This window comes from Micromonospora sp. KLBMP9576 (assembly GCF_050941805.1).
Taxonomy (GTDB): Bacteria; Actinomycetota; Actinomycetes; order Mycobacteriales; family Micromonosporaceae; genus Micromonospora.
Genome location: NZ_CP194567.1, coordinates 4,952,706 through 4,976,575 on the forward strand (window position 1 = coordinate 4,952,706; position 23,870 = coordinate 4,976,575).

Annotated in this window: 20 protein-coding genes; 9 read left to right on the forward strand and 11 right to left on the reverse strand. The window is 73.6% G+C overall.

All coding sequences use genetic code 11. From position 1 onward, the window contains the following. The first annotated feature begins 32 nt into the window (after positions 1-32). The 5 genes from ACQ452_RS21735 to ACQ452_RS21755 all read left to right on the forward strand — a co-directional run bounded on the left by ACQ452_RS21735 (position 33) and on the right by ACQ452_RS21755 (position 7,108). Entirely contained in the window at positions 33-2,201 is a 2,169-nt protein-coding gene (locus tag ACQ452_RS21735) for a TRAP transporter permease (RefSeq protein WP_433386953.1), read from the forward strand. Next, positions 2,198-3,217, forward strand: a complete 1,020-nt coding sequence (locus tag ACQ452_RS21740; protein ID WP_433386954.1) for a TAXI family TRAP transporter solute-binding subunit — start codon at positions 2,198-2,200, stop codon at positions 3,215-3,217. Before ACQ452_RS21735 ends, ACQ452_RS21740 begins: the two co-directional genes overlap by 4 nt. A 71-nt stretch (positions 3,218-3,288) precedes the next feature. Then, positions 3,289-5,754 (forward strand): nitrate- and nitrite sensing domain-containing protein, encoded by a 2,466-nt coding sequence (locus ACQ452_RS21745; RefSeq protein WP_433386955.1) that lies wholly within the window; start codon positions 3,289-3,291, stop codon positions 5,752-5,754. Then, positions 5,751-6,143: a roadblock/LC7 domain-containing protein gene (locus tag ACQ452_RS21750; RefSeq protein WP_433386956.1), complete on the forward strand. Its 393-nt coding sequence runs from the start codon at positions 5,751-5,753 to the stop codon at positions 6,141-6,143. Before ACQ452_RS21745 ends, ACQ452_RS21750 begins: the two co-directional genes overlap by 4 nt. Further along, positions 6,140-7,108 carry a TAXI family TRAP transporter solute-binding subunit gene (locus tag ACQ452_RS21755; protein WP_433386957.1) on the forward strand — a complete coding sequence of 323 codons (969 nt, stop codon included), beginning with the start codon at positions 6,140-6,142 and terminating at the stop codon, positions 7,106-7,108. Before ACQ452_RS21750 ends, ACQ452_RS21755 begins: the two co-directional genes overlap by 4 nt. A gap of 10 nt (positions 7,109-7,118) precedes the next feature. On the opposite strand, the gene ACQ452_RS21760 is transcribed toward ACQ452_RS21755, so the two are convergent. The 6 genes from ACQ452_RS21760 to ACQ452_RS21785 all read right to left on the reverse strand — a co-directional run bounded on the left by ACQ452_RS21760 (position 7,119) and on the right by ACQ452_RS21785 (position 13,814). Continuing rightward, positions 7,119-7,649 (reverse strand): hypothetical protein, encoded by a 531-nt coding sequence (locus tag ACQ452_RS21760; protein WP_433386958.1) that lies wholly within the window; start codon positions 7,647-7,649, stop codon positions 7,119-7,121. Then, entirely contained in the window at positions 7,650-9,548 is a 1,899-nt protein-coding gene (dnaG, locus tag ACQ452_RS21765) for a DNA primase (RefSeq protein ID WP_433394312.1), read from the reverse strand. A gap of 72 nt (positions 9,549-9,620) precedes the next feature. Then, complete coding sequence (locus ACQ452_RS21770; RefSeq protein WP_433386959.1) at positions 9,621-11,249, reverse strand: BCCT family transporter; 1,629 nt, start codon at positions 11,247-11,249, stop codon at positions 9,621-9,623. Between the two features lie 92 nt (positions 11,250-11,341). Next, on the reverse strand, positions 11,342-12,178 hold the full coding sequence (locus ACQ452_RS21775) for a siderophore-interacting protein (protein ID WP_433386960.1): 837 nt from the start codon (positions 12,176-12,178) through the stop codon (positions 11,342-11,344). Positions 12,179-12,193: 15 nt separating this feature from the next. Next, positions 12,194-13,471 (reverse strand): deoxyguanosinetriphosphate triphosphohydrolase, encoded by a 1,278-nt coding sequence (locus tag ACQ452_RS21780; protein WP_433386961.1) that lies wholly within the window; start codon positions 13,469-13,471, stop codon positions 12,194-12,196. After that, entirely contained in the window at positions 13,461-13,814 is a 354-nt protein-coding gene (locus ACQ452_RS21785) for a VOC family protein (RefSeq protein WP_433386962.1), read from the reverse strand. Before ACQ452_RS21785 ends, ACQ452_RS21780 begins: the two co-directional genes overlap by 11 nt. A 194-nt stretch (positions 13,815-14,008) precedes the next feature. Between ACQ452_RS21785 and ACQ452_RS21790 the strand changes: the two genes are divergently transcribed. Next, the gene (locus ACQ452_RS21790) at positions 14,009-14,494 is read left to right on the forward strand and encodes a roadblock/LC7 domain-containing protein (protein ID WP_433386963.1); all 486 of its coding nucleotides are present in this window, start codon (positions 14,009-14,011) and stop codon (positions 14,492-14,494) included. Between the two features lie 178 nt (positions 14,495-14,672). On the opposite strand, the gene ppdK is transcribed toward ACQ452_RS21790, so the two are convergent. From ppdK to ACQ452_RS21815, 5 genes are all read right to left on the reverse strand, one after another. Then, complete coding sequence (gene ppdK, locus ACQ452_RS21795; protein WP_433386964.1) at positions 14,673-17,399, reverse strand: pyruvate, phosphate dikinase; 2,727 nt, start codon at positions 17,397-17,399, stop codon at positions 14,673-14,675. Between the two features lie 743 nt (positions 17,400-18,142). Further along, on the reverse strand, positions 18,143-19,234 hold the full coding sequence (dusB, locus tag ACQ452_RS21800; RefSeq protein WP_433394313.1) for a tRNA dihydrouridine synthase DusB: 1,092 nt from the start codon (positions 19,232-19,234) through the stop codon (positions 18,143-18,145). A gap of 144 nt (positions 19,235-19,378) precedes the next feature. After that, positions 19,379-20,758, reverse strand: coding sequence for a glycine--tRNA ligase (locus ACQ452_RS21805; RefSeq protein WP_433386965.1), 1,380 nt, complete (start codon positions 20,756-20,758; stop codon positions 19,379-19,381). A gap of 115 nt (positions 20,759-20,873) precedes the next feature. Then, positions 20,874-21,347: an Rv0361 family membrane protein gene (locus tag ACQ452_RS21810; RefSeq protein ID WP_433394314.1), complete on the reverse strand. Its 474-nt coding sequence runs from the start codon at positions 21,345-21,347 to the stop codon at positions 20,874-20,876. A gap of 126 nt (positions 21,348-21,473) precedes the next feature. After that, complete coding sequence (locus tag ACQ452_RS21815; RefSeq protein WP_433386966.1) at positions 21,474-21,815, reverse strand: antibiotic biosynthesis monooxygenase family protein; 342 nt, start codon at positions 21,813-21,815, stop codon at positions 21,474-21,476. A 27-nt stretch (positions 21,816-21,842) separates the two neighbouring features. Between ACQ452_RS21815 and ACQ452_RS21820 the strand changes: the two genes are divergently transcribed. From ACQ452_RS21820 to ACQ452_RS21830, 3 genes are read left to right on the forward strand one after another with little or no spacing between them, the layout of a single operon-like run. Then, a complete protein-coding gene (locus ACQ452_RS21820; RefSeq protein ID WP_433386967.1) occupies positions 21,843-22,106 on the forward strand; it encodes a hypothetical protein in 264 nt (87 codons plus the stop codon). A 54-nt stretch (positions 22,107-22,160) separates the two neighbouring features. After that, the gene (locus tag ACQ452_RS21825) at positions 22,161-23,111 is read left to right on the forward strand and encodes a metal ABC transporter substrate-binding protein (protein WP_433386968.1); all 951 of its coding nucleotides are present in this window, start codon (positions 22,161-22,163) and stop codon (positions 23,109-23,111) included. Continuing rightward, complete coding sequence (locus tag ACQ452_RS21830; RefSeq protein WP_433386969.1) at positions 23,108-23,869, forward strand: metal ABC transporter ATP-binding protein; 762 nt, start codon at positions 23,108-23,110, stop codon at positions 23,867-23,869. Before ACQ452_RS21825 ends, ACQ452_RS21830 begins: the two co-directional genes overlap by 4 nt. Position 23,870 lies beyond the last annotated feature (1 nt).

Genomic DNA, 23,870 nt, shown 5'->3' on the forward strand with positions numbered 1-23,870 from the left:
TCTCCGGAGATTCCGCCTCGCAGCCGTCCGCGATGGACCAACTGTCCATCCCGGACAGCAGGCCGGTTGCGTTACCGCCCGAGCCGGACGGTCGCGGCGGCCCCGACGACACCCAGCCCGACGCGCGGGAACTCGCCGCGCAGTTCGAGGACGAGAAGCCCGGGCGGCAACTCGCCGGGCCGGTCGGCGTGCTGGTCACCGGCACGACCCTGGCGGTTGCGCTGCTCGCCCTCTGGCAGGTGTTCGACCCGCTGCCGCAGGGCAGCAAGTTCTACCTGATCATCTTCCTGGCCGGCATCCTGCCGATGGTGTTCCTGGCGTACCCGGCGGAGCTGCGGCTGCCCGGACGACTGCGTCGCAGCGGCGCGGGCGGGCCGGGCGACGCCGAGGCCCCGAGCCGCCCCGGCCACCGGGGCCCCACCGTCGTCGACTGGGTCCTGGCCGCCGCGGCGCTGGTCACCTGCCTCTACCCGGTGCTGCCCGTCGGCCTCGGCGGTGGCGGTGGCGGCTACGACGCCTTCCTCGACCGGCAGGGCCTGCTCGTCGGCCTGGACGTGGCGATGGGCACCGTGCTGCTGCTCCTGCTGCTGGAGGCGTGCCGGCGCACCACCGGGTGGATCCTGCCGGCGGTCTGCGTGGTCTTCCTCGGCTACGGCTACTACGGCGGACTGCTGCCCCAGTCCTGGCCGGTCGCCCACGCCGGCCTCGACTTCGGGCAGATCGTCGACGGCCTCTACAACTCCGACAGCGGCTTCTACGGCACCCCGCTCGACGTGGCGGCGACGTACATCGTGCTGTTCACCATCTACGGCGCGGTGCTGGACCTCTCCGGGGCCGGGCGCTTCTTCGTGGAACTCTCCGCCGCCGCGTTCCGGCGCTCGCGCACCGCCGCCGGGCGCACCGCCGTCGCCTCCGGGTTCCTGCTCGGCACCGTCTCCGGCTCCGGCGCGGCGACGACCGTCAGCATCGGCGCGGTCACCTGGCCCGTCCTGAAGCAGGCCGGCTACCCGCCGGAGCGGGCGGGCGGCATGCTCGCCGCGGCCGGCGTCGGGGCGATCCTCTCCCCGCCCACCCTCGGCGCGGCGGCGTTCATCATCGCCGAGTACCTCGGCGTGTCGTACCTGCAGGTGCTCGGCTGGGCCACCGTGCCGACGGTCCTCTACTACCTCGGCATCCTCCTCGCGGTCGAGATCGACGCCCGGCGCTCCGGGGTGCGGCCCGTGGTGATCGACACGACCTCCGCCGGTCAACTGCTGGCCCGGTTCGGCTACCACTTCCTCTCGCTCTTCGCGATCGTCGGGCTGCTCGCCGTCGGCTTCTCCGCGACGAAGGCCGTGGTGCTGGCCACGATCCTGGCCGCCGCGCTGTCCTACCTGGACCGCCGGCACCGGCTCACCCCCGCCCGCCTGCTCGCCGCCCTGAGCAGCGGGGTACGCGGGGTGCTCGCGGTCAGCGCCGTCTGCGCCGCCGCCGGCATCATCACCGCCACCACCACCAAGACCGGCCTCGGTCCCCAGGCCGCCGCGTTGCTGCTCAGCGCCGCCCAGGCCGTCAGCTCGGAACCGGCCGTGGTGCTCGCGCTCACCGCGCTGCTCGCCGCCGTCGCCCTCACCCTGCTCGGACTGGCCGTGCCGGTCACCGCCTCGTTCGTGATCGGCTGGGTCATCATCGGCCCGGCCCTGCTGGACCTCGGCGTCGCCGCACCCGCCGCGGCGATGTTCGTCTTCTACTTCGCGGTCCTGTCCGAGGCGTCCCCACCGACCGCCCTCGCCGCGGTCGCCGCCGCCGCGGTCACCGGCGGCCGGCTGGTGCCGACCATGTGGCAGACCCTGCGGTACGCCCTGCCGGCCTACCTCATCCCCCTCGCCTTCGTGGTCACCCCGACCGGCCTCGGGCTGCTCGGCATCGGTGGCCCGCAGCGGATCGTCGTCGCCGCGACGATCGCCGCGCTCAGCGTCGCCGTGCTGGCGGTGGCGGCGGGCGGCTGGCTGCCCGGCGTCGGCCCGGCCGGCGCCCCGGAGCGGATCATCGGCGCGATCGCCGGGCTGACGCTGCTCTGGCTCGAACCCGTGCCCGTCACGATCGGCGCCGTCCTGGCCGCCGTCATGGTGGCGGGCGTGCTCGTCAGACGCGGCTCCGCCGGCCCGACCGGCGAGCCGTCAGCAGAACCATCCGTGAACCACGGGAAGGATCAACAGTGAGACGGATCAACGTGCGGATCGCCGCGGGAGTCGGCGCACTGGCCCTCGTCGCGGCCGGCACCGCCGGTTGTGGTGGCCGTCAGAACGGTGCGGCCAAGGACGACGCCGCCAGTGACATCACCTGCAAGGTCACCGACAGCACGCGTGTCGGCATCGCCACCGGCAACGCCACCGGCGTCTACTACGTGGTCGGCAACGCCCTGGCCGGTCAGCTCTCCGGGGCGACCGAGGGCAAGCTGACCGGCACCGCCGCCGAGACCGGCGCGTCGGTGCAGAACATCGAGCAGCTCGTCGGCGGCCAGTACGACGTCGCCTTCTCCCTGTTCGACACGGCGGTCAACGCGGTGCAGGGCAAGGGCAGCTTCACGGCCCCGCAGCCGGTCGAGGCGCTCGCCCGGATCTACGACAACTACACGCAGGTCGTCGTCCGGGCCGACTCGGGGATCAACTCGGTCGCCGACATGAAGGGCAAGAAGATCTCCACCGGCTCCCCCAAGTCCGGCACCGAGGTCATCGCCAACCGGCTGCTGGAGGCCGCCGGCCTCGACCCGGCCAAGGACGTCCAGGCGCAGCGGCTCGACCTCACCAAGAGCGTCGAGGGCGTCAAGGACGGCAGCGTCGACGGCCTGTTCTGGTCGGGCGGGGTGCCCACGGGCGGCCTGACCGACCTGTTCACCACCGCCGGGGACAAGGTGAAGTTCATCGACATCACCCCGCTGCTGCCGAAGCTCACCGAACTCAACCCCGCATACCAGGCTGGCAGCATCGGCGCGGACGTCTACAAGACCGCTGCGGACACCCCGACCATCGTGGTGCCGAACGTGCTGCTGGTCCGCAAGGACCTCAACGCGGACGTGGCCTGCGCGATCACCCGCACCGTGTTCGACCGCAAGGACGCCCTCGCCCAGGCCAACCCGGCCGCCAAGGGCATCAGCCTGGACAACGCACGCAAGACCGACCCCGTACCGCTGCACCGCGGCGCGGCCAAGTCGCTGCAGGACCTGGGCGCCAGCTGACCCTCGGTGCCGGGTCCGGGCCGCGCGCCCGGACCCGGCGCCTCCGCCCCCCCGACCCCCGGAAGGCCCGAGTGTCGCACCCCACCCCCGGCCGAGTACGCCGGCACAACCGGTCCGCCGACCGCACCGACCGACTGTGGTCGGTACGCACCCAGTTGCTCGCGCCCATCCTCGTCGCCACGGTCGGCCTGGTGGTGCTCGGAGCGACCCAGACCGCCACCGCCCTGGACGCCTCGGACGACGCGGACCGCGCCCGGGTGCTGGCCGGCACCGCGACCGCCACCGTGCGCCTGGTGCACGAACTGGAACGGGAACTCGGCGAGACGGCGGCCCTGCGCCAGCGCGGCGGCACCGCCGGCCGGCCCCTCGTCGACGCGCAGCGCCGGCGGGTCGACGCCTCCGTCGAGCGGTACCGCGGCTCCAGCCGCAACGCCGGCCGGGCCGCCCCCGACCTGCGCCAGGTGCTCGCCAGCGCCGACGCGCAGCTCGGCCAGCTCCAGCCGGCCCGTGGCTCCGCACTGGGCGGCAGCACCGCCGACCCGACCTACCTCTCGCTGGTCGAGTCGCTGCTCGCCGTCGCCGACGCGCTGCCGGCCCAGGTACGCGACCGGGAACTGGCCAACGGGGCCCGGGAGGTGGCCGCCGTGGCCGCCCAGGAGCACCTCGCCGCCGTGGAACGCGACCTGCTGCGCACCATCTTCGTGCGGGGCACCCTGGCGGACGGGGAACTGGTCCGCCTCGGCCAGCTACGCGGCGCGCAGGAGCAGCGCCAGGCCGAGTTCTCCCGGATCGCCAGCCGGCCCGCAGCCGACGCGTACACCCGGTTGGTGACCGGCACCGACGTCTCCACGGCCCGGCGGATCCGCGACAGCGCGCTCAACGCGGAAACCGAGCCCGCCGGGCTGAAGACCGACGGCGACGCCTGGTACGTGGCCCAGAGCGGGGCCATCCGGCGATACAACCTGCTCGGCCGGGAACTCTCCGAGGAACTCGACCGCCGGGCCACCGGCCTGGCCCGCGAGGCCCAGTGGCGGGCCCTCGCCACCGGTGGCGCGACCACCGCCGTGGCGCTGGCGTCGCTGACCACCGCCGTGCTGCTCGCCGTGCGCACCAGCCGCCGGCTGCGCCGGCTCCGGTTCGCGGCGCTCACCATGGCGCACCGCGAACTGCCGGAGCGGATCACCGCGCTCGCGGCCGGCGCCGACGCCCCGCCCGACGGCGAGGCGGCCCGGCTGACCGCCGGCATCGGGCAGGGCCGCGACGAGATCGCCCAGGTCGCCCAGGCCTTCGACACGGTCAACCGGGCCGCCCTGCGCCTGGCCGGCGAACAGGCCGAGGTGCGCGTGGACGTGACCCGGATGGCGGAGGCCCTGGCCCGACGCATCCGGACCCTGATCACCCGGCAGTTGCGGCTGCTCGACGAGTTCGAACGCGAGGAGACCGACCCGGACGCGCTGGCCCGCCTCTTCGCGCTGGACCACCTCGCGGCCCGCATGCGACGCAACGGCGAGAACCTCCTCGTCCTCGCCGGTGGGGAACCCGGCCGTACGCACGACGGCGCCCACCTGCTCGCCGACGTGGTCCGGGCGGCGGCCTCGGAGATCGAGGACTACCCGCGGGTCGAGGTCGACGTGCCGACCGCCGCGATACACGCCACGGCGGTGGGCAACCTCGTCCACCTCCTCGCCGAACTGCTGGAGAACGCCACCGTCTACTCCCCACCGAACTCGCCGGTGCACGTCGACGGCCGGCGCACGATCGACGGCCTCACGCTGCGCGTGCACGACCAGGGCATCGGCATCAGCGACAGTCGACTCGCCAGCATCAACGAGCGACTGCTCGCCCCGGCGATGCTCTCCAGCGCCTCGGCCGGTTCCATGGGCCTGCACGTGGTGGCCCACCTGGCGGCCCGGCACGGGGTACGGGTGCAGCTGCACAACGGCGCCGGCGGCACCGTCGCGCAGGTGGAGATCCCGGAGTCGGCGCTGACCCGGGTCGAGGCGGTCGTGACACGTCCCGCCCCGGAGGCGCGTACCCCGGCACCGGTCGTGCCGCAGGCACGCATCCCGGCGCCGCGCTCCGGGTCCGGCAGCCAACCGCAGGCGCGCCCGCACCCGCAGGCACACCCGCAGGCGCAGGCGCGCCCGCAGGCGCTCACCGCCGCGCCGACCGCCTGGTTCCAGCCCCGGACCGGGACCGGCGGACCCGCCGCCCCAGCCGACCTGACCAGCGTGCACCACGCGCCGACGATGGCGTTCCCGGTGCTCGGCGCGCGCCCGACCGGACCGGGCAACGGCGGGCCGCCGCCCCGCCCCGCCCCGGCCCCGCCGGCCGCGCCACCGGTCACCGGGGTGGGTCTGCCCCGCCGCACCCGGGGCGGGGCGCTGCCGACCACCCTGCAGGAGGCCCCGCCGGCCCGGGCTGCCGGGGACCTGCTCGACCCCGAGGTCGTACGCTCCCGGTTGTCCTCGCTCGCCGAGGGAGTGGCCGCCGCGACGCGACGTACCCAGACGACACCCCCCAGGAGAACCCCATGACCCCCACCGTGAGCGCCGGCCTGGACTGGCTCCTGGCCAACTTCGCCGAGCAGGTGCCGGACGTCTCGCACGCCCTCGCGGTCTCCGGCGACGGGCTGCGCCTGGCGGCCTCGCCGCACCTCGCACCCGACCAGGTGGACCAGCTCTCCGCCGTGATCAGCGGCCTGGCCAGCCTGACCATCGGCGCCGCCCGGCTGATGTCGGCCGGCCGGGTACGCCAGCAGATCATCGACATGGACGGGGGCGTGCTGCTGGTGATGGCGGTCGGCGAACGCGCGCTCGTCGGGGTGCTCGCCGCGCCCGGCTGCGACCTCGGTCAGATCGGCTACGAGACGGCGATGCTGGTCCAGCGGGTGGCGGAGGCCCTGGAGCCGGCGGCCCGGGCATGATCGCCCGGTCCTCCCGCTGGGTGGCGGCCCTGCTGGCGACCGTCCTCGCCGCCGGCTGCGGCACGCCCGACGCCGGGCCCCAGCCCTGGCACGACGGCCGGATCTTCCTCGCCACCGGCAACACCACAGGCGTCTACTACCAGCTCGGCGGCGGCTACGCGGACGTGATCACCCGCAACCTGCCCGGCTACGAGGCGCGGGCCGAGCCGACCGGCGCGTCGGTGGAGAACATCAACCGCCTCGCCAGCGGCGACATGGAGATCGCCTTCAGCCTCGCCGACACGGCGGCGGACGCCGTCCAGGGGCGCGGCGCCTTCGAGGGCCAGCGGCAGCCGGTCCGGGCCCTGGCCCGGGTCTACAGCAACTACACCCATGTGATCGTCCGCGCCGACGCGGAGATCACCAAGCTGTCGCAGTTGCGCGGAAAGCGGGTCTCCACCGGTTCGCCGAAGTCCGGCACGGACATCATCGCCGGGCGGCTGCTGACCGCCGCCGGGCTCGACCCGGACCGGGACGTCCGGCGGGCCACGCTGTCGCTGCCGGAGACGGTGCAGCGCATGCGGGCCGGCACGCTCGACGCGATGTTCTTCTCCGGCGGCCTGCCCACGCCGGGCATCGCCGACCTGATCTCCAGCGCCCCGGGGACGTACGCGCTGCTGCCGATCGCCGACCTGATGGAGCCGCTCACCGCCCGCCATGGGTCGGTCTACACCACGGCGGAGCTGCCGAAGGCCGTCTACAAGACGAAGACCAGCACGCCGACGGTCACGGTGGCGAACGTCATCCTGGTCAGCGCCGACATGCCCGACCAGCTGGCGTACGACCTGACGCGGCTGCTCTTCGCCTACCAGGCGGACCTGGTCAGCGTGCACCCGGAGGGCGGCAACTTCGCCCGGCAGAGCGCCGCCGGCACCGACCCGATCCCCCTGCACCCGGGGGCCGCCCGGTTCTACCAGGGCGGCTGACCCGCGCCGGTCAGGTGTCCGCCGGGGCGGTGGCGGCGCGGGCGTCCGCGACGAGGCGGTCCGCCCCGGCCAGCACCTCGGGGTCGTCGGCGGGGGTGCCGGGGTCGAGGCGGACCGTCCAGGTGAGACCGTCCACCCCCGGCACCCGGCGGGCCGCGACCCGGCCGGCGCCGCCGGGCACCGGGTGGTGCTGGCTGTACGCCACCGACCGGGTGACCCGCTCCCGCACCTGGTGCGGCAGCTCACCCGGGTCGAGCAACAGGTATGTCTCGGCCGGGCCGTCGGCCACCAGCAGGTAGCCGTCGCGCTCGGCGAGCCGCTGCGCCGGCGTCACCGCGAGCTCCCGGCCCGACCAGGTCGCCTTCAGCACATCGTGCCAGCCCAGCCGGTGCCCCCGGCCGGGCAGCCAGAGCCCGAGGTTGCTGGCCACCGCCACGCCGTCACCCGTGCCGACGGCCGCCCACGCGAGCACCCGCTCGTCGGCGGCCAGCGGCGGCCGGTCGGCCGGCGGCAGCTTCGACCTGCGGCGGAACAGTCCCATCTACAGCCCTCCCGCGGCCTGTTCGCGTAACGCCCGGGCGTGCTGCTCCAGCGAGAGCAGCTCGCCGAAGGCGGCGAAGTACTCGTCCTTGTTGTTGACCGGGTTGATCCGCTGGATCCGGGACTTGAGGTCCTTGATCCGGCTGGTCACCGAGCCCCACTGCACCCGGGCCATGGTGATCGAGACGTAGCGCGGGTCGGGGTCACCGTCGATGCGCAGCGGCTCCACCGCCAGTTCGCCGACGAGCGCCCGCGCGGCCAGGTCCTCGCAGGCGTCGCGGACCGACTCGATCCAGACCGCCCCGCCGGTCGCCGCGGCGGCCCCGCCGGCCGCCGCGACGGCGGCCCGCACCGCCGAGTGCACGGGGTGACGGTATTCCGGGACCTCGACCGCGTCGAACATCGGCCCGGCCAGTACCGGCTCCTGGAGGGCCAGCTTCAGTGCCTCCCGCTCGACCAGCGACTGGGGGTTGTCGACGACCGGCTCGGCCGGGGCGGGTCGGGAGGCCGGGGCGGCGCCCTTGGCGGGGGCGGGTGCGGCCGACGCGGCGGCCAGCACGGCCCGCTGCACCGGTTCGATCTCCATGCCGAGGTCGCCGGCGAGCTTGCGCACGTATTCCGGACGCTTCTCCCGGTCCTTGAGCTTGGCGACCAGCGGTGCGGCCCGGCGCATCGCCTCCACCCGGCCGTCGACGGTGTCGAGGTCGTACCGGCTGATCACGTGTCGGAGCGCGAAGTCGACGAGCGGCTCGCGGCGGGCGACCAGGTCGCGGACCGCCAGGTCGCCCTTTGCCAGGCGCAGGTCGCACGGGTCCATGTTGTCCGGGCTGACCGCGATGAACGTGCGCCCGACGAAGCGCTGGTCGTCCTCGAAGGCGCGCAGCGCGGCCTTCTGGCCGGCGGCGTCCCCGTCGAAGGTGAAGATGACCTCGCCCGCCACGGCGTCGGTGTCGAGCAGCAGCCGGCGCAGCACCCCGATGTGGTCCGCGCCGAACGCCGTGCCGCAGGTCGCCACGGCCGTCGGCACCCCGGCCAGGTGACAGGCCATCACGTCGGTGTAGCCCTCCACCACGACCACCTTGCCCTGCTTGGCGATCTCCCGCTTGGCCTGGTCGATGCCGTAGAGGACGTGCGACTTCTTGTAGATGGGCGTCTCGGGGGTGTTCAGGTATTTCGGGCCGTCGTCGTCGTCGAAGAGCTTGCGGGCGCCGAAGCCGATGACGTCGCCGGCCAGGTCGCGGATCGGCCACATCAGCCGACGGCGGAACCGGTCGATCAGCGTGCCGGAACGCGACGGCCGGGACAGCCCGGCGGTGACCAGCTCGTCGTGGCTGAAGCCCTGCTGGCGCAGGTGCTTGGTGAGCAGGTCCCAGGCGTCCGGGGCGAAGCCGCAGCCGTAGCGCTCCGCGGCGGCCCGGTCGAAGCCGCGCCGGGCCAGGAACTCCCGGGCCCCGCGGGCGCCGGCGGTGGTGAGCTGGGCGCGGTAGAACTCGACGGCGGCGGCGTGCGCGGCGACGAGACGCTGCCGCTGACCCTGCTGCGGGCGGGCACGCGGCGCGGCGGAGTCGCCCTCGACGTAGCGCAGCTGGAGGCCGGCCCGGTCGGCGAGCCGCTCGACCGAGTCGACGAAGCTGAGATGCTCGGCGTCCATCAGGAACTTGATCGCGTCGCCGCCGGCGCCGCAGCCGAAGCAGTACCAGACGTTGCGGGCGGGCGAGACGTTGAACGACGGGCTCTTCTCGTCGTGGAACGGGCACAGCCCCTTGAGGTTGCCGCCGCCGGCCGACCTGAGGGTCACCGTCTCGGAGATGACGTCGGCGATCGAGCTGCGTTCCCGGACCAACGCGATGTCCTCGTCCCGGATCCGCCCAGCCATCTCCGCCACCCCCTCGGCGTACATCCTGCCCTGCCGCACCGACGCCGCGCCGCGGGGGGACGCCGCGGGTGACGCCGGCGGCACCGGCGAGGCGGTTCAGCGCGGGCGGCGCAGGTGGCGCCGCAGGGACGGCGGCTCCTCGTCGTCGTACGACCGGGCGCTGCGCACCGCCGCGGCCAGGCCGGCGCGGCGGCCCCGCCGCGGCGGGGCGACCGCCGGGTCCCGGGCCATGTCGCGGACCAGCGCGACGGCCAGGCCGAGCATCACCACGACGAACGGCAGGGCGACCAGGATGGTCGCCTGTTGCAGCGCGTCCAGCCCACCGACCAGCAGCAGCACGGCGGCCACCGCGCCGATCAGCACGCCCCAGAGCACCACCAGGACCCGGTGCGGGCGCAGCGTGCCCCGGGAGGTCAGCGAGCCGAGCACCAGCGACGCCGAGTCGGCGCTGGTGACGAAGTACAGCCCGATCAGCACCATGGCCAGCACGGTGCTCACCGTCGCCAGCGGCAGCCCCTCCAGCAGGCCGAAGAGCGCCTGCTCGGTGCTCGCCCCCACGTCGGCGACCAGGTCCCGGGCCCCGGTGGCCTGCGCCCGCAACGCGCTGCCGCCCATCACCGCGAACCAGACCGCGCTGACCCCGCTCGGCACCAGCAGCACCCCGACGACGAACTGCCGGACGGTACGACCACGGGAGATGCGGGCGATGAACGTGCCCACGAAGGGCGCCCAGGAGATCCACCACGCCCAGTAGAAGATCGTCCAGGAGCCGAGCCACGACGGATCGGAGAAGGCTCCCGTGCGGGTGGCCATGAACACCAGGTTGCTCAGGTAGTCACCGACGGAGGCCGGCAGCACCTCCAGCGTGTAGACGGTCGGCCCGACCACGAAGACGAAGAGCATCAGCAGCACCGCCAGCAGCACGTTGGTGGTGGAGAGCCACTTGATGCCCCGGTGCAGCCCGGAGAAGGCGGAGACCACGAAGGCCAGGGTGAGCGCGCCGATCACCACCAGTTGCACAGTCGTCGTGTTCCGGATACCCGCCACCAGGTCCAGCCCGGCGGCGACCTGGAGCGCGCCGAGGCCGAGGCTGGTCGCCGAGCCGAACACAGTGGCGAAGACGGCCAGCAGGTCGATCGCGCGGCCGATCGGCCCGTCGGCCCGGTCCCCGAGCACCGGACGGAAGGCCGCGGAGATCCGGTTCTCCCGGCCCTTGCGGAAGGTCGAGTACGCCAGCGCGAGCGCCACCACCGCGTAGATCCCCCAGGGATGCAGCGTCCAGTGGAAGAGGGTGTACTGCATCGCCGTCGCGCCGGCCGCGCCGGTCTGCGCCGCGACGCCGGTGGCCGGCGGGGGCGTGGCGTAGTGCTGGATGGGCTCGGCGACGGCGAAGAAGACCAGCCCGATCCCCATCCCCGCGCTGAACATCATGGCCACCCAGGCGAGCGTGCTGAACTCCGGTTCGTCGTCGTCGGCGCCGAGGCGGATCCGGCCGAACCTCGTCGCCGCGATGACCACCGCGAGCACCAGGAAGGCGTCGGCGGCCACCACGAAGAACCAGCCGAAGGTGCGGGTCACCCACGCCAGGCCCGACGCCCCGAAGCCCGCCAGGGAGTCCGACGCCAGCACGCCCCACGCCACCACGGCGAGCACGCCGCCGACGCTGAGGCCCAACACCGTTCGGTCGACCCGGCCCACGGGCCGCGCCCGATCCCGCTCGCTCATGCCCACCCCCGTGCCCATCCTGCTGGGCAAGGGGGGTGGCACACGGCGTTATCCGGCGAATGCGCCCCCCGGGGGCCGGAGGCGGCGGCCGGTCAGGCGGGCAGGGCGGCGGACTCCTCGGCCTCCACCTGCCGGTTCCAGTCGGACTTGCTGGCCCGCCAGCCCTCGTCGTCCTGACCCCGGCGCCAGTAGCCGGAGATGGAGAGCCGCTCGCCGGGCACACCGCGCTCGATGCGCAGCAGGCGGCGCAACTCCCGGACGAAGGTGGCCTCGCCGTGCACGAAGGCGTGCACGTCGCCGGGCGGGAACTCCAGGGCCCGCACGGCCGCGACCAGCGCCTGCCCGACCGGGCGGTCGCCCCGGTGCAGCCAGGTCAGGCGCACCGCGCCCGGGCTGTCCAGCGGCAACTCGTCGGCCGGGTCGCCGATCTCGACGAACGCGACGGCGGGGGCGCCGGCGGGCAGCCGCTCCAGGGCGGCGGCGATCGCCGGCAGCGCGCTCTCGTCGCCCACCAGCAGGTGCCAGTCGGCGTCCGGGCTGGGGGCGTACGCCCCGCCGGGGCCGATGAAGCGCACCGGGTCGCCGGGGCGCAGCGCCGCCGCCCACGGCCCGCCCAGGCCCACGTCGCCGTGGTGCACGAGGTCGACGGTCAGCTCGCCGGTCGAGGCGTCCCAGGCCCGCACCGTGTACGCGCGCTGGCGCGGCCACTGGTTGCGGGGCAGCTCGCGGCGGATCGCGTCGAGGTCCATCGGTTCCGGGTAGCGGACCCCCGGCACCGGAAATATGATCTTGATGTAGTGGTCGGTGAACTCGCCCACCGGCAGGCCGACCAGCTCCTCGCCCCCCAGCACCAGCCGGATCAGGTGGGGGGTGGGCCGCAGGGTGCGCAGGACCCGGGCGGTCGTGACCATCTTGGGGCGCTCCGTCATGCTGGTTAGGTTAGCCTAAGTATTGCTGCCCGCCAGCCCCCCGCCCCCACCGACGACCCGCGCGTGCCAGGCGACGGCCGCCGGATCGGTCAGCGAGGCGACCTGGTCGATCACCACCCGCAGCCGGGCCGCGTCGTCCGGCGCGGCCGACCAGAGCGGGGCGAAGACGGGATCCAGCCCGTCCGGCGCCCGCTCGACCAGGGCGTGCACCAGCTCGGCCAGGACCTCCCGCTGCCGCCCGTAGCGGTCCCCCGCGCCGGGGCGACGCATCACGTACCGCAGGGCGATGCCCTTGAGCAGCGCGCACCGCGCCCGCGTCCGCCGGGGCACCACCAGGTCGGCGGCGTACCGGCGGTGCGGGCCGGGGCCGTACCGCTGCTGCGTGGCCGCCACCGCCGTCGAGACGAACCGGCCGGTCAGCACGCTGGTGGTCGCCTTCAGCGCCGCCTGCGCGCGGTGGCTGCCGTCGTACCCGGCCAGCGGGGCGAGCACCGGGTCGTCGAGCAGCTCCAGCAGCACGTCGCCCAGCTCGGCCGGGGACTCGCCGGAGTAGGTGGCGGCGACGTCGGCGCAGAGCGCGGCCCGCTCCTGCGCGTCGCGCAGCAGGGGAAGCAGCGTCACGTACCCGCCGTGGATGCCGTCCTCGACGTCGTGCACCGAGTATGCGACGTCGTCGGCCCAGTCCATCACCTGCGCCTCCAGGCAGCGCCGGTCGCCCGCCGGGGCGCCGGCACGCAGCCAGGCGAAGAGCGGGAGATCGTCGGCGTACACCCCGAACTTGCGCTGCTCCCGGCGGCGCGGCCACGGGTACTTGCTCACCGCGTCGAGCGAGGCGCGGGTCAGATTGAGGCCGGCGGACGTCCCGTCCGGGGCGATCACCTTCGCCTCCAGGCGGGTCAGCACCCGCAGCGTCTGCGCGTTGCCCTCGAACCCACCACACCCCGCGGCGAGGTCGTCCAACGCGTCTTCGCCGTTGTGCCCGAACGGGGGGTGCCCGAGGTCGTGGGCCAGCCCGGCCGTGTCCACCACGTCGGGATCGCAGCCCAGCCGGGCGCCCATCTCCCGGGCGATCTGCGCGACCTCCAGCGAGTGGGTCAGCCGGGTACGCAGGAAGTCGTCGGTGCCGGCCGCGTGCACCTGGGTCTTCGCGGCGAGCCGCCGGAAGGCCGCCGAGTGCAGCACCCGGGCGCGGTCCCGTTCGTACGCCGACCGCCCGGCACCGGTGTCCTTCGGCGCCTCGCCGACCCGGCGGGCGGCGTCCGGGTCGACGGACCCGGGACGCTCAGTCCCCACGCTGGCGCAGCACGCAGAACTCGTTGCCCTCCGGGTCGGCCAGCACGGTCCACCCGACCTCGCCCTGCCCCACGTCGACGTGCCGGGCACCCATGTCGACCAGCCGCTCGACCTCGGCCTCCTGGTCGTCGGGGCGCAGGTCGATGTGCAGCCGGTTCTTGGTGGTCTTGTCGTTGCCGACCGGCACGAAGATGAGGCCCGGCAGCCGGTCGGCCGACCGGCGGATCTCCACCTCGTCCGGATGCTCGGTGACCACCTGGTAGCCCAACGCCTCGGCCCACCAGCGGGCGAGCCGGGCGGGGTCCCGGGCGTCGACGGTCAGGCTCTCCCAGGCGCTGCTCATGCCGATCAGGTTACGCCCGCCCGCCGGGTGCGGCTCGCCGCCGGCGCGTGGCCGGGCAGCGCGCAACCTCCGATCAGTCGAGAGTTGTCGACCGATTGCCGACGGTTACGGGATCGCGGTTCCGCATGGCCGCCGGTAGCGTTCCCAGCGCGGAACGTGACCAGGCTGAGGGCCCGACGGTGGGAGAGACACCCGTGGACGCGGACACGATGATGGGAACGGAATTGTGGGGGCTGCGCCGGCGTCGTCCCGAGGTGACGGGCACGGTGCTGGCCGGCACCGACGGCCTGCTGATCTCCAGCAACCTGCCGCCGACGGAGGCCGTCCACCTGGCCGCGCTCGCGGCGGCCAGCTTCGGCCTCGGCCACCGGATGGCCGACACGGTGCGGCAGGGCGAGTTCCGAGAATCGGTGGTCCGCACCTCGACCGGGGCCGTCGTCACCTATCCCGCCGGGCGTAACGCCCTGCTGACCCTGGTCGTCGGCGCCGGTGCCGACCTGGAGGAACTGCACGCCGAAGCGCGGGCGGTGGCCCGACGCACCGGCTCGATGCTGGACGCCCGCCGCCCCATCGGGGCCACGCCGGTGCCCGAGGCGCGCGTGCCGTTCATGGCCCGCACCTCCGGCGGCCGGCTCCCCCGGCGCGTCACCCCCCACACCTGGCGCCGCCCACCGTTCTGAGCGGTCGGCCCGGGGCTCGACACGCGGAGCCGGGCGCCCGGCTCCGCGTCCGCGGCAGCGGCCTGCCCGCACCGGTCAGGCCGCTGCCGCGCGGGCTGCGCCCGCACGCGTAACCCACGACAGGCCGGCGGCGGGCCCGTTTCCCCGGGTCCGCCGCCGGCCTGCCGTGCCGTCCGCGTCAGCGGCTGTCGGAACCGCCCGTCTCCACCACGGCCCGGCCGGCCTCCAGACGGGCGACGGGCACCCGGAAGGGCGAGCAGGAGACGTAGTCCAGGCCGACCTCGTGGAAGAAGTGCACGGAATCCGGGTCGCCCCCGTGCTCACCGCAGACGCCGAGCTTCAGCCCCGGCCGGGCCGCCCGGCCCTCCTCGGCGGCGATACGCACCAGCCGGCCCACGCCGTCGCGGTCGATCGACTCGAACGGCGAGATCCCGAAGATGCCCAACTCCAGGTAGCGCCAGAAGAACGCGCCCTCGACGTCGTCGCGTGAGAAACCCCAGGCCATCTGGGTCAGGTCGTTGGTGCCGAAGGAGAAGAACTGCGCCGCCTCGGCGATCTGACCGGCGGTCAGTGCCGCCCGGGGCACCTCGATCATCGTGCCGATCAGCACCTCGACGCCGCTGTCCCCGACCACCTCGGCGATGATCTTCTCGGCCTCGGCGCGGACCGTCTCCAGCTCCTGCACCGCCCCGACCAGCGGGACCATGATCTCCGGTTTGGCCACCGCACCGGACCGGGTGACGCTGACCGCGGCCTCCGCGATCGCCCGGACCTGCATGGCGAACAGGCCGGGGATGACCAGGCCCAGGCGGACGCCGCGCAGACCCAGCATCGGGTTCTCCTCGTGCATGCGCCGGACGGCGGCGAGCAGCGCCTCCTCCTGGGCGACGTCCTCGCCGCGCTCCTGGGCCACCGCCACGTTGACCGCGAGCTGTTCCAGCGGCGGCAGGAACTCGTGCAGCGGCGGGTCGATCAGCCGGACCGTGACGGGCAGCCCGTCCATCTCCCGGAAGATCTCCTCGAAGTCGGCCCGCTGCAGCGGCAGCAGCGCGGCCAGCGCGGCGTCGCGCTCGGCGTTGTCGCGGGCCAGGATCAGCCGCTCGACCAGCTCACGACGGTCGCCGAGGAACATGTGCTCGGTGCGGCACAGGCCGATGCCCTCCGCGCCGAAGCGCCGGGCCCGGGCGGCGTCCGCGCCGGTGTCGGCGTTCGTGCGTACGGCCAGGCGCCGCCGGGTGTCGGCGTGCGTCATGATCCGGTGTACGGCCCGGACCAGCGCGTTGTCGATGTGCTCGGGGTCGAGGCTGCCCTCGAAGTACTGCACCACCTCCGACGGCATGACCGGCACCTCACCGAGGTACACCTTGCCGGTGGTGCCGTCGATGGAGACGACGTCGCCCTCGACGACGGTCTGCCCGCCGACGACGAACCTGCGCTGCGGAACGTTGACCTCGATCTCGTCGGCGCCGGAGACGCAGGTCTTGCCCATGCCCCGCGCCACGACGGCGGCGTGGCTGGTCTTGCCGCCGCGCGAGGTGAGGATGCCCTGGGCGGCGATCATGCCGTTCAGGTCGTCGGGGTTGGTCTCCCGGCGCACCAGGATCACCGACTCCCCCTCGGCGGCCAGCTCCACGGCGCGGGCGGAGGTGAAGACCACCTTGCCCGAGGCCGCGCCGGGCGACGCCCCGATGCCCTTCGCCACGGGCTGGAACTCGTGGTCGAGGCGGAACCGCGGGAACATCAGCTGGGCCAGTTGCGCGCCGTTGACCCGGTGCAGCGCCTCGTCGAGGTCGATCAGACCCTCGTCGACGAGTTGGCCGGCGATGACGAACGCCGCGGCGGCGGTGCGCTTGCCGACCCGGGTCTGGAGCATCCAGAGCTTGCCGCGCTCGATGGTGAACTCGATGTCGCAGAGATCCTGGTAGTGGCCCTCCAACCGGGCCATGATGCCGAGCAGTTCGTCGTAGGACTTCTTGTCCAACCGTTCCAGTTCCTGCAACGGCACGGTGTTCCGGATGCCCGCGACGACGTCCTCGCCCTGCGCGTTGGCCAGGTAGTCGCCGTAGATGCCCTGTGCCCCGCTGGCGGGGTCGCGGGTGAACGCGACGCCGGTGCCGGAGTCCGGCCCGAGGTTGCCGAAGACCATCGCCACGACGTTGACCGCGGTGCCGAGGTCGGCCGGGATCCGCTCCTGGCGACGGTAGAGGATCGCGCGCTCCGCGTTCCACGACTCGAAGACCGCGCGGATGGCCAGGTCGAGCTGCTCGCGCGGGGACTGCGGGAACTCCCGCCCGGTGTGCTTGAAGAAGATCTTCTTGTACGCGTCGACGAGCCCGCGCAGGTCGTCGGCGTCGAGGTCGAGGTCGTTCGGGGTGCCCTTGGCCCGCTTGACGTCGTCGAGCGCGTGCTCGAACTCCTCGCCCGGCACCTCGCACACCGTCTTGCCGAACATCTGGATCAGCCGACGGTACGAGTCCCAGGCGAACCGGTCCGCGCCGGCCTGGTCGCCGCCGGCGCTCGCCTGCGCGCTCAGCCCGACGACGCTGCGGTCGTTGAGGCCGACGTTGAGGACGGTCTCCATCATGCCGGGCATGGAGAACTTGGCGCCGGAGCGGACGGAGACCAGCAGCGGATCCTCCGGATCGCCGAGGCGCTTGCCCATCGCCTGCTCCAGCGACGCGAGGTGCGTGGCGATCTGGCCGGCCAGGCCGTCGGGCTCCGCGCCGGTGGCGAGGTACGCCTTGCAGGCCTCCGTGGTGATCGTGAAGCCCGGTGGGACCGGCAGGCCGAGATTGGTCATCTCGGCCAGGTTGGCCCCCTTGCCACCGAGCAGGTCCTTGAGTTCCCTGTTGCCCTCGGCGAAGTCGTAGACGTACTTGTGTTCCACCGTCTCTTGCACTGACACCAGAGCCCTCCCACGCGCGCCGGTCCGACACTTAACGAAGGTTCAGTTGCTCAATACCCCGGGGCGGGCCGCCGGTAATCCTGGCGGCGAACCGGCCGGTGGGCGAAGGCTAAGCGAACATCACGCAGCCGGGGACCGTTCGGTGACAATAGGCACAGCCGTCACGACTATCCGTGTTCGTACTGGTTTTTGGGAACGCTTCCACGCGCAAGATCACGCAGATCCGGTCTCCGTTCGTGGCTGACGACATCGCGGCATGGTGAGTTCGGCAGGCTTGGCCGACGTGCCGGCCGCGCAGAAGTGCTCCCCCGTCTGCCCGGCCCTGGGAGGCGCGAGCGCCCGGACGGGTAGCTACTTACCGCCCTGTGGAGCTGATGTCGTGGACGATTCAGCCGACGCCCCCTCCGTCCCGGTCGAACAGGCGCTCGACGACCCCCTCGGGCGCGAGCACCCGGCCCGTAATAGCCGACGGCGCCCAGGCGACAAAGGCGGGCCACGGACCCGACACGCGTCGGGCAGGTCGGGCCGGTCGCGCCGGGGGCCTGAGTCGGTTACGACATCAGCTCGAAAGGGGGCTCGCTGCATGTGCCCCCGGCGAGGGCTCCCACCGGCCGGCGCCCGGCGGGCAGCGCGGAGTGGGGACGGGCTCGACATCCATCCGGCCCACGGCCGCCACACGGGCGCGGCGCGGCCCGCCCCGGCATCGGGGCGCGCCCGAGCCAGCTCACATGCCCCAGTCGGGCTCAGCCGCCCGAGTCGGCCAGCTCGGCACCCTCGGGAACGGTGTCGTCGTCGCGGCTGGCCAGCCAGCCCTCAGGCAGGAAGACCTTGCCGGGCGAGTTGGTGCGCCCGCGTGGCTGGCCCAGCGTGGCGACCGGGAAGGGCTGCGACGGGTCCAGCTTGCCGAGCAGGTCGTCGAGCTGGGTCAGGCCCTCGATCATGGCCAGCTCGCGGCGCAGCTCGCTGCCGACCGGGAAGCCCTTGAGGTACCAGGCGACATGCTTGCGGAAGTCGGTGCAGCCGTCCCGCTCACCACGGGCGGGGCTTCGGGAGCCGGCGGTGAACTGGTCGACAAGCAGCTCGGCGTGCCGGCGCATGGTGCGCGCCACCTCCCCCAGGGTCGGCAGGCGGCGCTCCGGGCGGCCGTCGAACGCGGCCGCCAGGTCGGCGAAGAGCCACGGGCGGCCCAGGCAGCCCCGGCCGATCACCACCCCGTCGACGCCCGTGTGCGCCACCATCCGCAGCGCGTCGTCGGCCTCCCAGATGTCGCCGTTGCCGAGCACCGGCACGTCGAGGGCCTGCTTGAGCGTGGCGATGGCGTCCCAGTCCGCCGTGCCGGAGTAGCGCTGCGCGGCCGTACGCCCGTGCAGGGCGACCGCCGCCACGCCGGCGTCCTGGGCGGCCAGGCCCGCCTCGACGTACGTCAGGTGGTTGTCGTCGATGCCCTTGCGCATCTTGACCGTGACCGGCACCCCGGCGGGTGACGCGGCGTCCACCGCGGCCCTGACCAGCCGCGCGAAGAGCCGGCGCCGCCACGGCAGCGCCGCGCCGCCGCCCTTGCGGGTGACCTTGGGCACCGGGCAGCCGAAGTTGAGGTCGATGTGGTCGGCGAGGTCCCGCTCGACCACGATCCGCACGGCGGCGGCGGTGATCTCCGGGTCGGTGCCGTAGAGCTGGAGGCTGCGGGGCCGCTCGTCGTCGCCGAACGCGATCATGCGCAGCGTCTTCGGGTTCCGCTCGACCAACGCGACGGTGGTGATCATCTCGCAGACGTAGATGCCGCCGCCCTGCTCCCGGCAGAGCTGCCGGAAGCCGACGTTGGTGATGCCGGCCATCGGCGCGAGCACCACCGGAGGCCACACCTGATGCGACCCGAGGGTCAGCGGGCGCAGCGCGGGAACGGTCGGGGCGGTCACCGGACAAGTGTACGGGGCCCCGGCCGGCGCTCTCCCACGCCGACCGGGGCCCCGTACCGCAGCTCAGCAGCCGGGGAGGCGCTCGATGAGGTAGCGCTCGACCTGGTCGAGCGCGATGCGCTCCTGGGCCATGGTGTCCCGGTTGCGCACGGTAACGGCGTTGTCGTCGAGGGTGTCGAAGTCGACGGTCACGCAGAACGGGGTGCCGATCTCGTCCTGGCGGCGGTAGCGGCGGCCGATGGCCTGCGAGTCGTCGAACTCCACCACCCAACGCTTACGCAGGTCGGCGGCGAGGCCCTTCGCCTTGGGCGAGAGCGCCTCGTTGCGCGACAGCGGCAGCACCGCCACCTTCACCGGGGCCAGCCGCGGGTCGAACCGCATCACCGTGCGCTTGTCCACGCCGCCCTTGGTGTTCGGCGCCTCGTCCTCGTCGTACGCCTCCAGCAGGAACGCCAGCACCGCGCGGGTGAGGCCGGCGGCCGGCTCGATGACGTACGGCATCCAGCGCTCGCCCTTGGCCTGGTCGAAGTAGGACAGGTCGACGCCGGAGTGCTTGCTGTGCGTGGAGAGGTCGAAGTCGGTGCGGTTGGCGACGCCCTCCAGCTCAGCGAACTCGCTGCCACCGAACTGGAAGCGGTACTCGATGTCGACGGTGCGCTTCGAGTAGTGGGAGAGCTTCTCCTTCGGGTGCTCGTGCAGGCGCAGGTTCTCCTCCGACAGGCCCAGGTCGAGGTACCAGTTCCAGCGCTCGGAGAGCCAGTAGTCGTGCCACTGCTCGTCCGAGCCCGGCTCGACGAAGAACTCCATCTCCATCTGCTCGAACTCGCGGGTACGGAAGATGAAGTTGCCCGGCGTGATCTCGTTGCGGAACGACTTGCCGGTCTGGGCGATGCCGAACGGCGGCTTCTTGCGGGCGACCGTCTCCACGTTCTTGTAGTTGATGAAGATGCCCTGGGCGGTCTCGGGCCGCAGGTAGTGCATGCCCTCCTCGCTCTCGACGGGGCCGAGGAAGGTCTTCATCAGGCCGTTGAACATCTTCGGCTCGGTGAAGGTGCCCTTGTTGCCGCAGTTCGGGCAGTTCAGCTCGGTCAGCGAGGCCAGCGGCTTGCCGTGCTTGGCCTCGTACGCCTCCTCCAGGTGGTCGGCCCGGAACCGCTTGTGGCACGACTGGCACTCGGTCAGCGGGTCGACGAAGGCGTCGAGGTGCCCGGAGGCGGCCCAGACGTCGCGCGACAGGATCACGGCGGAGTCGAGGCCGACCACGTCGTCGCGCTGCTGGACCATCGACTTCCACCACTGCCGGCGGACGTTCTCCTTCAGCTCCACGCCGAGCGGACCGTAGTCCCACGCCGAGCGGGTGCCTCCGTAGATCTCGCTGGAGGGGAAGACGAAGCCTCGGCGCTTGGCGAGGCTGACGACGGCGTCGATTCGGTCGGCTGGCATGTTTCCTCCTACGCCGACTGGCGGTCGGCGGGGACGTGGTGAAGGACGGAAGGAACAGTTCCGGACAACGGTACGACCGGTGACGTCCCGGGCCCCGCAGAATACCGGGGACGAGTCAGCTCACCTCGCAGACCTCCATGCCACCGGTCTGCTGGTCCTGCCCGAGGGTGACCTGCTGCCGGGCCTGCCGGCCGCCCGGGTAGGTCACGTCCACCGGGACGGTGAGGGAGACGGTGTCCACGTCGCCCACCCGGAAGTCCGCGATCTGCGGCTCGGCGGCCACCCGGCGTTCGAACTCGGCGCGTGACTCCCGTTTCCTCGCCTCGTCGCAGAGCTGGTCGTACGCCGCGCCGTACTTGCGCTCGACGAGCGCGCGGTAGTAGTCGGTGGAGGCGGTGCGCCCCTGCTCGCGGATGGCCTGCACCCCGCTGACGACCAGACCCACCACTGCCGCGCCGCCTCCGCCGCAGCAGAGCAGCACGGCGAGCGCCCCGGCGCCGAGGCCGAGCCAGAGCCGGGTGTTGCGGCCCTCGGTGGGCGGTGCCGCGAACGGCGGGGAGACCCCGGGCCCGTGCGGCGGCGCGGGTATGCCCGACTCCCCCGGCGGGCCGGGCGCGGCGGGCGGCTGCGCGCCCTGCGGGCCGGATTGCGGAGGGTACGGCGGCGGGGTCGCCGGTCCGGGAGCGCTCATGAGAGCAATCTAGTGCCCACGGACTCAGCGGTAAGGAGCAGCGGCCCGATCGCTGGCGGCCACGACGACGTCCCCGCCCGGGGCGGCGCTGGCGAGTTCCTCGTACGCCGACGGTTCGTCGACCGACTCGGCGAGCAGCGGCACGGCGGTGATCTTGACATCGAACCCGCCCAGGGCCCGCCGGTAGGTGCCGACCGACTCCCATTCGGTGACCAGGCACCAGTGGCGCGGGTCGTCCAGCGCCCGGACCAGTTGGCCGCGCAGGTAACCGGGGCGGGCCGCGAGCGCGGTGAGGGCGGCGTGCGCCCGCTCGGTGAACTCGTCGGCGACATCGACGTCCACCACGAACCGGTTCGTCACCAGCACGGGGTTCCTCCTCGTAGAGTCTGTGGGATGCAGCGTACGCAGAGCCCCCTGCCCACCCGGCTGGCCCGGGCGAACCCGACGACGGTGTTCCTGGTCACCCTGGTGCTGGTGCTGGTGCTGGTGGCGTTCTTCACGCCCGGCGCGCTCGGCGGGCTGTTCACCCTGCTGCTCGCGGCGGCCGTGGCCGCGCTGCTGGTCACCACCTGGTCGGTGCAGACGCCGCAGACCCGGGTGATCCGGCTCGTGGCGCTCACCCTGCTGGTCACCGCGGGCCTGGTGAAGCTGCTCTGACATGCAATCATGCGTTTTTGACAATCATTATCGTTGTCACGGACAGTTCAGGACATGACCATCCGCTCCGCTCCGCGAACACTGGCCGCCGCCACCACCGCCCTGCTCGCCCTGGGCGGCCTCGCGGCCTGCTCCAGCGACGGCGCGGCCGGCGCCGACCCGCAGCGGGTCGACGTGGCGACCGCCTTCTACCCGCTGCAGTTCCTGACCGAACGCATCGGCGGCGACGCCGTGCGGGCGACCAACCTGGTCAAGCCGGGGGCGGAGCCGCACGACCTGGAGCTGAACCCGGGCCAGGTCGGCCAGGTCGCCGGCGCTGAGCTGGTCGTCCTGCTCAAGGGCTTCCAGCCCGCGCTGGACGAGGCCGTCGCGCAGAACGCCGCGGACCGCGCGTTCGACGTGTCGACAGTGCAGCCGCTGCGCGACGCCGCCGCGGGCGGCCACGAGCACGACCACGAGGGCGAGGAGCACGGCCACGAGGAGAGCGGCACCAAGGACCCGCACCTCTGGCTGGACCCGACCCGGCTGGCCACCGTCGGCGACCGGCTCGCCGAGCGGCTCGGCCAGGTCGACCCGGGCCACGCCGCCGACTACACGGCCCGCGCCGCTGCGCTGCGCACCGAGCTGGAGAAGCTGGACGCCGAGTTCACGGCCGGGCTGAAGACCTGCCAGCGGCGGGAGATCGTGGTCAGCCACACCGCCTTCGGCTACCTGGCCGAGCGCTACGAGCTGGAGCAGGTCGGCATCACCGGGCTCAGCCCGGAGGACGAGCCCGCCCCGCAGCGCCTGGCCGAGGTCGCCCGGGAAGCCCGCGAGCACCAGGCCACCACGATCTTCTTCGAGACCCTGGTCAGCCCGAAGGTCGCCGAGACCATCGCCGCCGAGGTCGGCGCGAAGACCGCGGTGTTGGATCCCCTGGAAGGGCTGTCGACCGACGGCGGCGACTACCTTTCGGTGATGCGTACCAACCTGCAGACCCTGCGGACGGCGTTGAGCTGCTCATGACGACCCCGGTCCTCACCGTCGCGCACGCGGTGGTCGGCTACGACGGCCGCCCCGTGCTGCGTGACGTCTCGCTGACGGTCACCGCCGGCGAGGTGGTCGCGGTGCTCGGCGCCAACGGCTCCGGCAAGTCCACCCTGATCCGCGCCGCCCTCGGCCTGGTGCCGCTCAGCTCCGGGTCGGTCACCCTCTTCGACCGCCCGCTGCGCCGCTTCCGGCAGTGGCACCGCATCGGGTACGTCCCGCAGCGCCTCGGCGCCGGCAGCGGCGTACCGGCCACCGTGGGTGAGGTGGTGGCCTCCGGCCGCCTCGCCCGGCGCGGGGTGCTGCGTCCGGCGGGCGCGGCGGACCGGGCGGCGGTCACCGCCGCGCTGGAGGCGGTCGGGCTCGCCGACCGGGCCCGCGACCCGGTCGGCACCCTCTCCGGCGGGCAGCAGCAGCGCACCCTGATCGCCCGGGCGCTGGCCGGCCAGCCGGAGCTGCTGGTCCTCGACGAGCCGACCGCCGGCGTCGACGCGGCCAGCCAGGAGGCGTTCGCGGGCGCCCTGCACGACTTCGTCGGTGGCGGTGGCACGGTGCTGCTGGTGGCCCACGAGCTGGGGCCGCTGCGTCCGCTGATCACCCGGGCGGTGGTCGTCCACGAGGGTGGGATCTGCCACGACGGCGCGGTGCCCGAGCCCGCCGGCCACCACGCGGAGCCCGACCACGACCACGTGCACCCGCACGGTCCCGACGAGCCCGCCGGGCTGTGGAGCAGCTGAG

Coding starts and splice junctions, on each gene's coding strand:
- ACQ452_RS21735 (WP_433386953.1), top strand. CDS start 33: ATGGACCAACTGTCCATCCCGGACAGCAGGCCGGTTGCGTTACCGCCC.
- ACQ452_RS21750 (WP_433386956.1), top strand. CDS start 5,751: ATGACCCCCACCGTGAGCGCCGGCCTGGACTGGCTCCTGGCCAACTTC.
- ACQ452_RS21755 (WP_433386957.1), top strand. CDS start 6,140: ATGATCGCCCGGTCCTCCCGCTGGGTGGCGGCCCTGCTGGCGACCGTC.
- ACQ452_RS21760 (WP_433386958.1), bottom strand. CDS start 7,649: ATGGGACTGTTCCGCCGCAGGTCGAAGCTGCCGCCGGCCGACCGGCCG.
- dnaG (WP_433394312.1), bottom strand. CDS start 9,548: ATGTACGCCGAGGGGGTGGCGGAGATGGCTGGGCGGATCCGGGACGAG.
- ACQ452_RS21770 (WP_433386959.1), bottom strand. CDS start 11,249: ATGAGCGAGCGGGATCGGGCGCGGCCCGTGGGCCGGGTCGACCGAACG.
- ACQ452_RS21775 (WP_433386960.1), bottom strand. CDS start 12,178: ATGACGGAGCGCCCCAAGATGGTCACGACCGCCCGGGTCCTGCGCACC.
- ACQ452_RS21785 (WP_433386962.1), bottom strand. CDS start 13,814: ATGAGCAGCGCCTGGGAGAGCCTGACCGTCGACGCCCGGGACCCCGCC.
- dusB (WP_433394313.1), bottom strand. CDS start 19,234: ATGGCCGGCATCACCAACGTCGGCTTCCGGCAGCTCTGCCGGGAGCAG.
- ACQ452_RS21805 (WP_433386965.1), bottom strand. CDS start 20,758: ATGCCAGCCGACCGAATCGACGCCGTCGTCAGCCTCGCCAAGCGCCGA.
- ACQ452_RS21820 (WP_433386967.1), top strand. CDS start 21,843: ATGCAGCGTACGCAGAGCCCCCTGCCCACCCGGCTGGCCCGGGCGAAC.
- ACQ452_RS21825 (WP_433386968.1), top strand. CDS start 22,161: ATGACCATCCGCTCCGCTCCGCGAACACTGGCCGCCGCCACCACCGCC.
- ACQ452_RS21830 (WP_433386969.1), top strand. CDS start 23,108: ATGACGACCCCGGTCCTCACCGTCGCGCACGCGGTGGTCGGCTACGAC.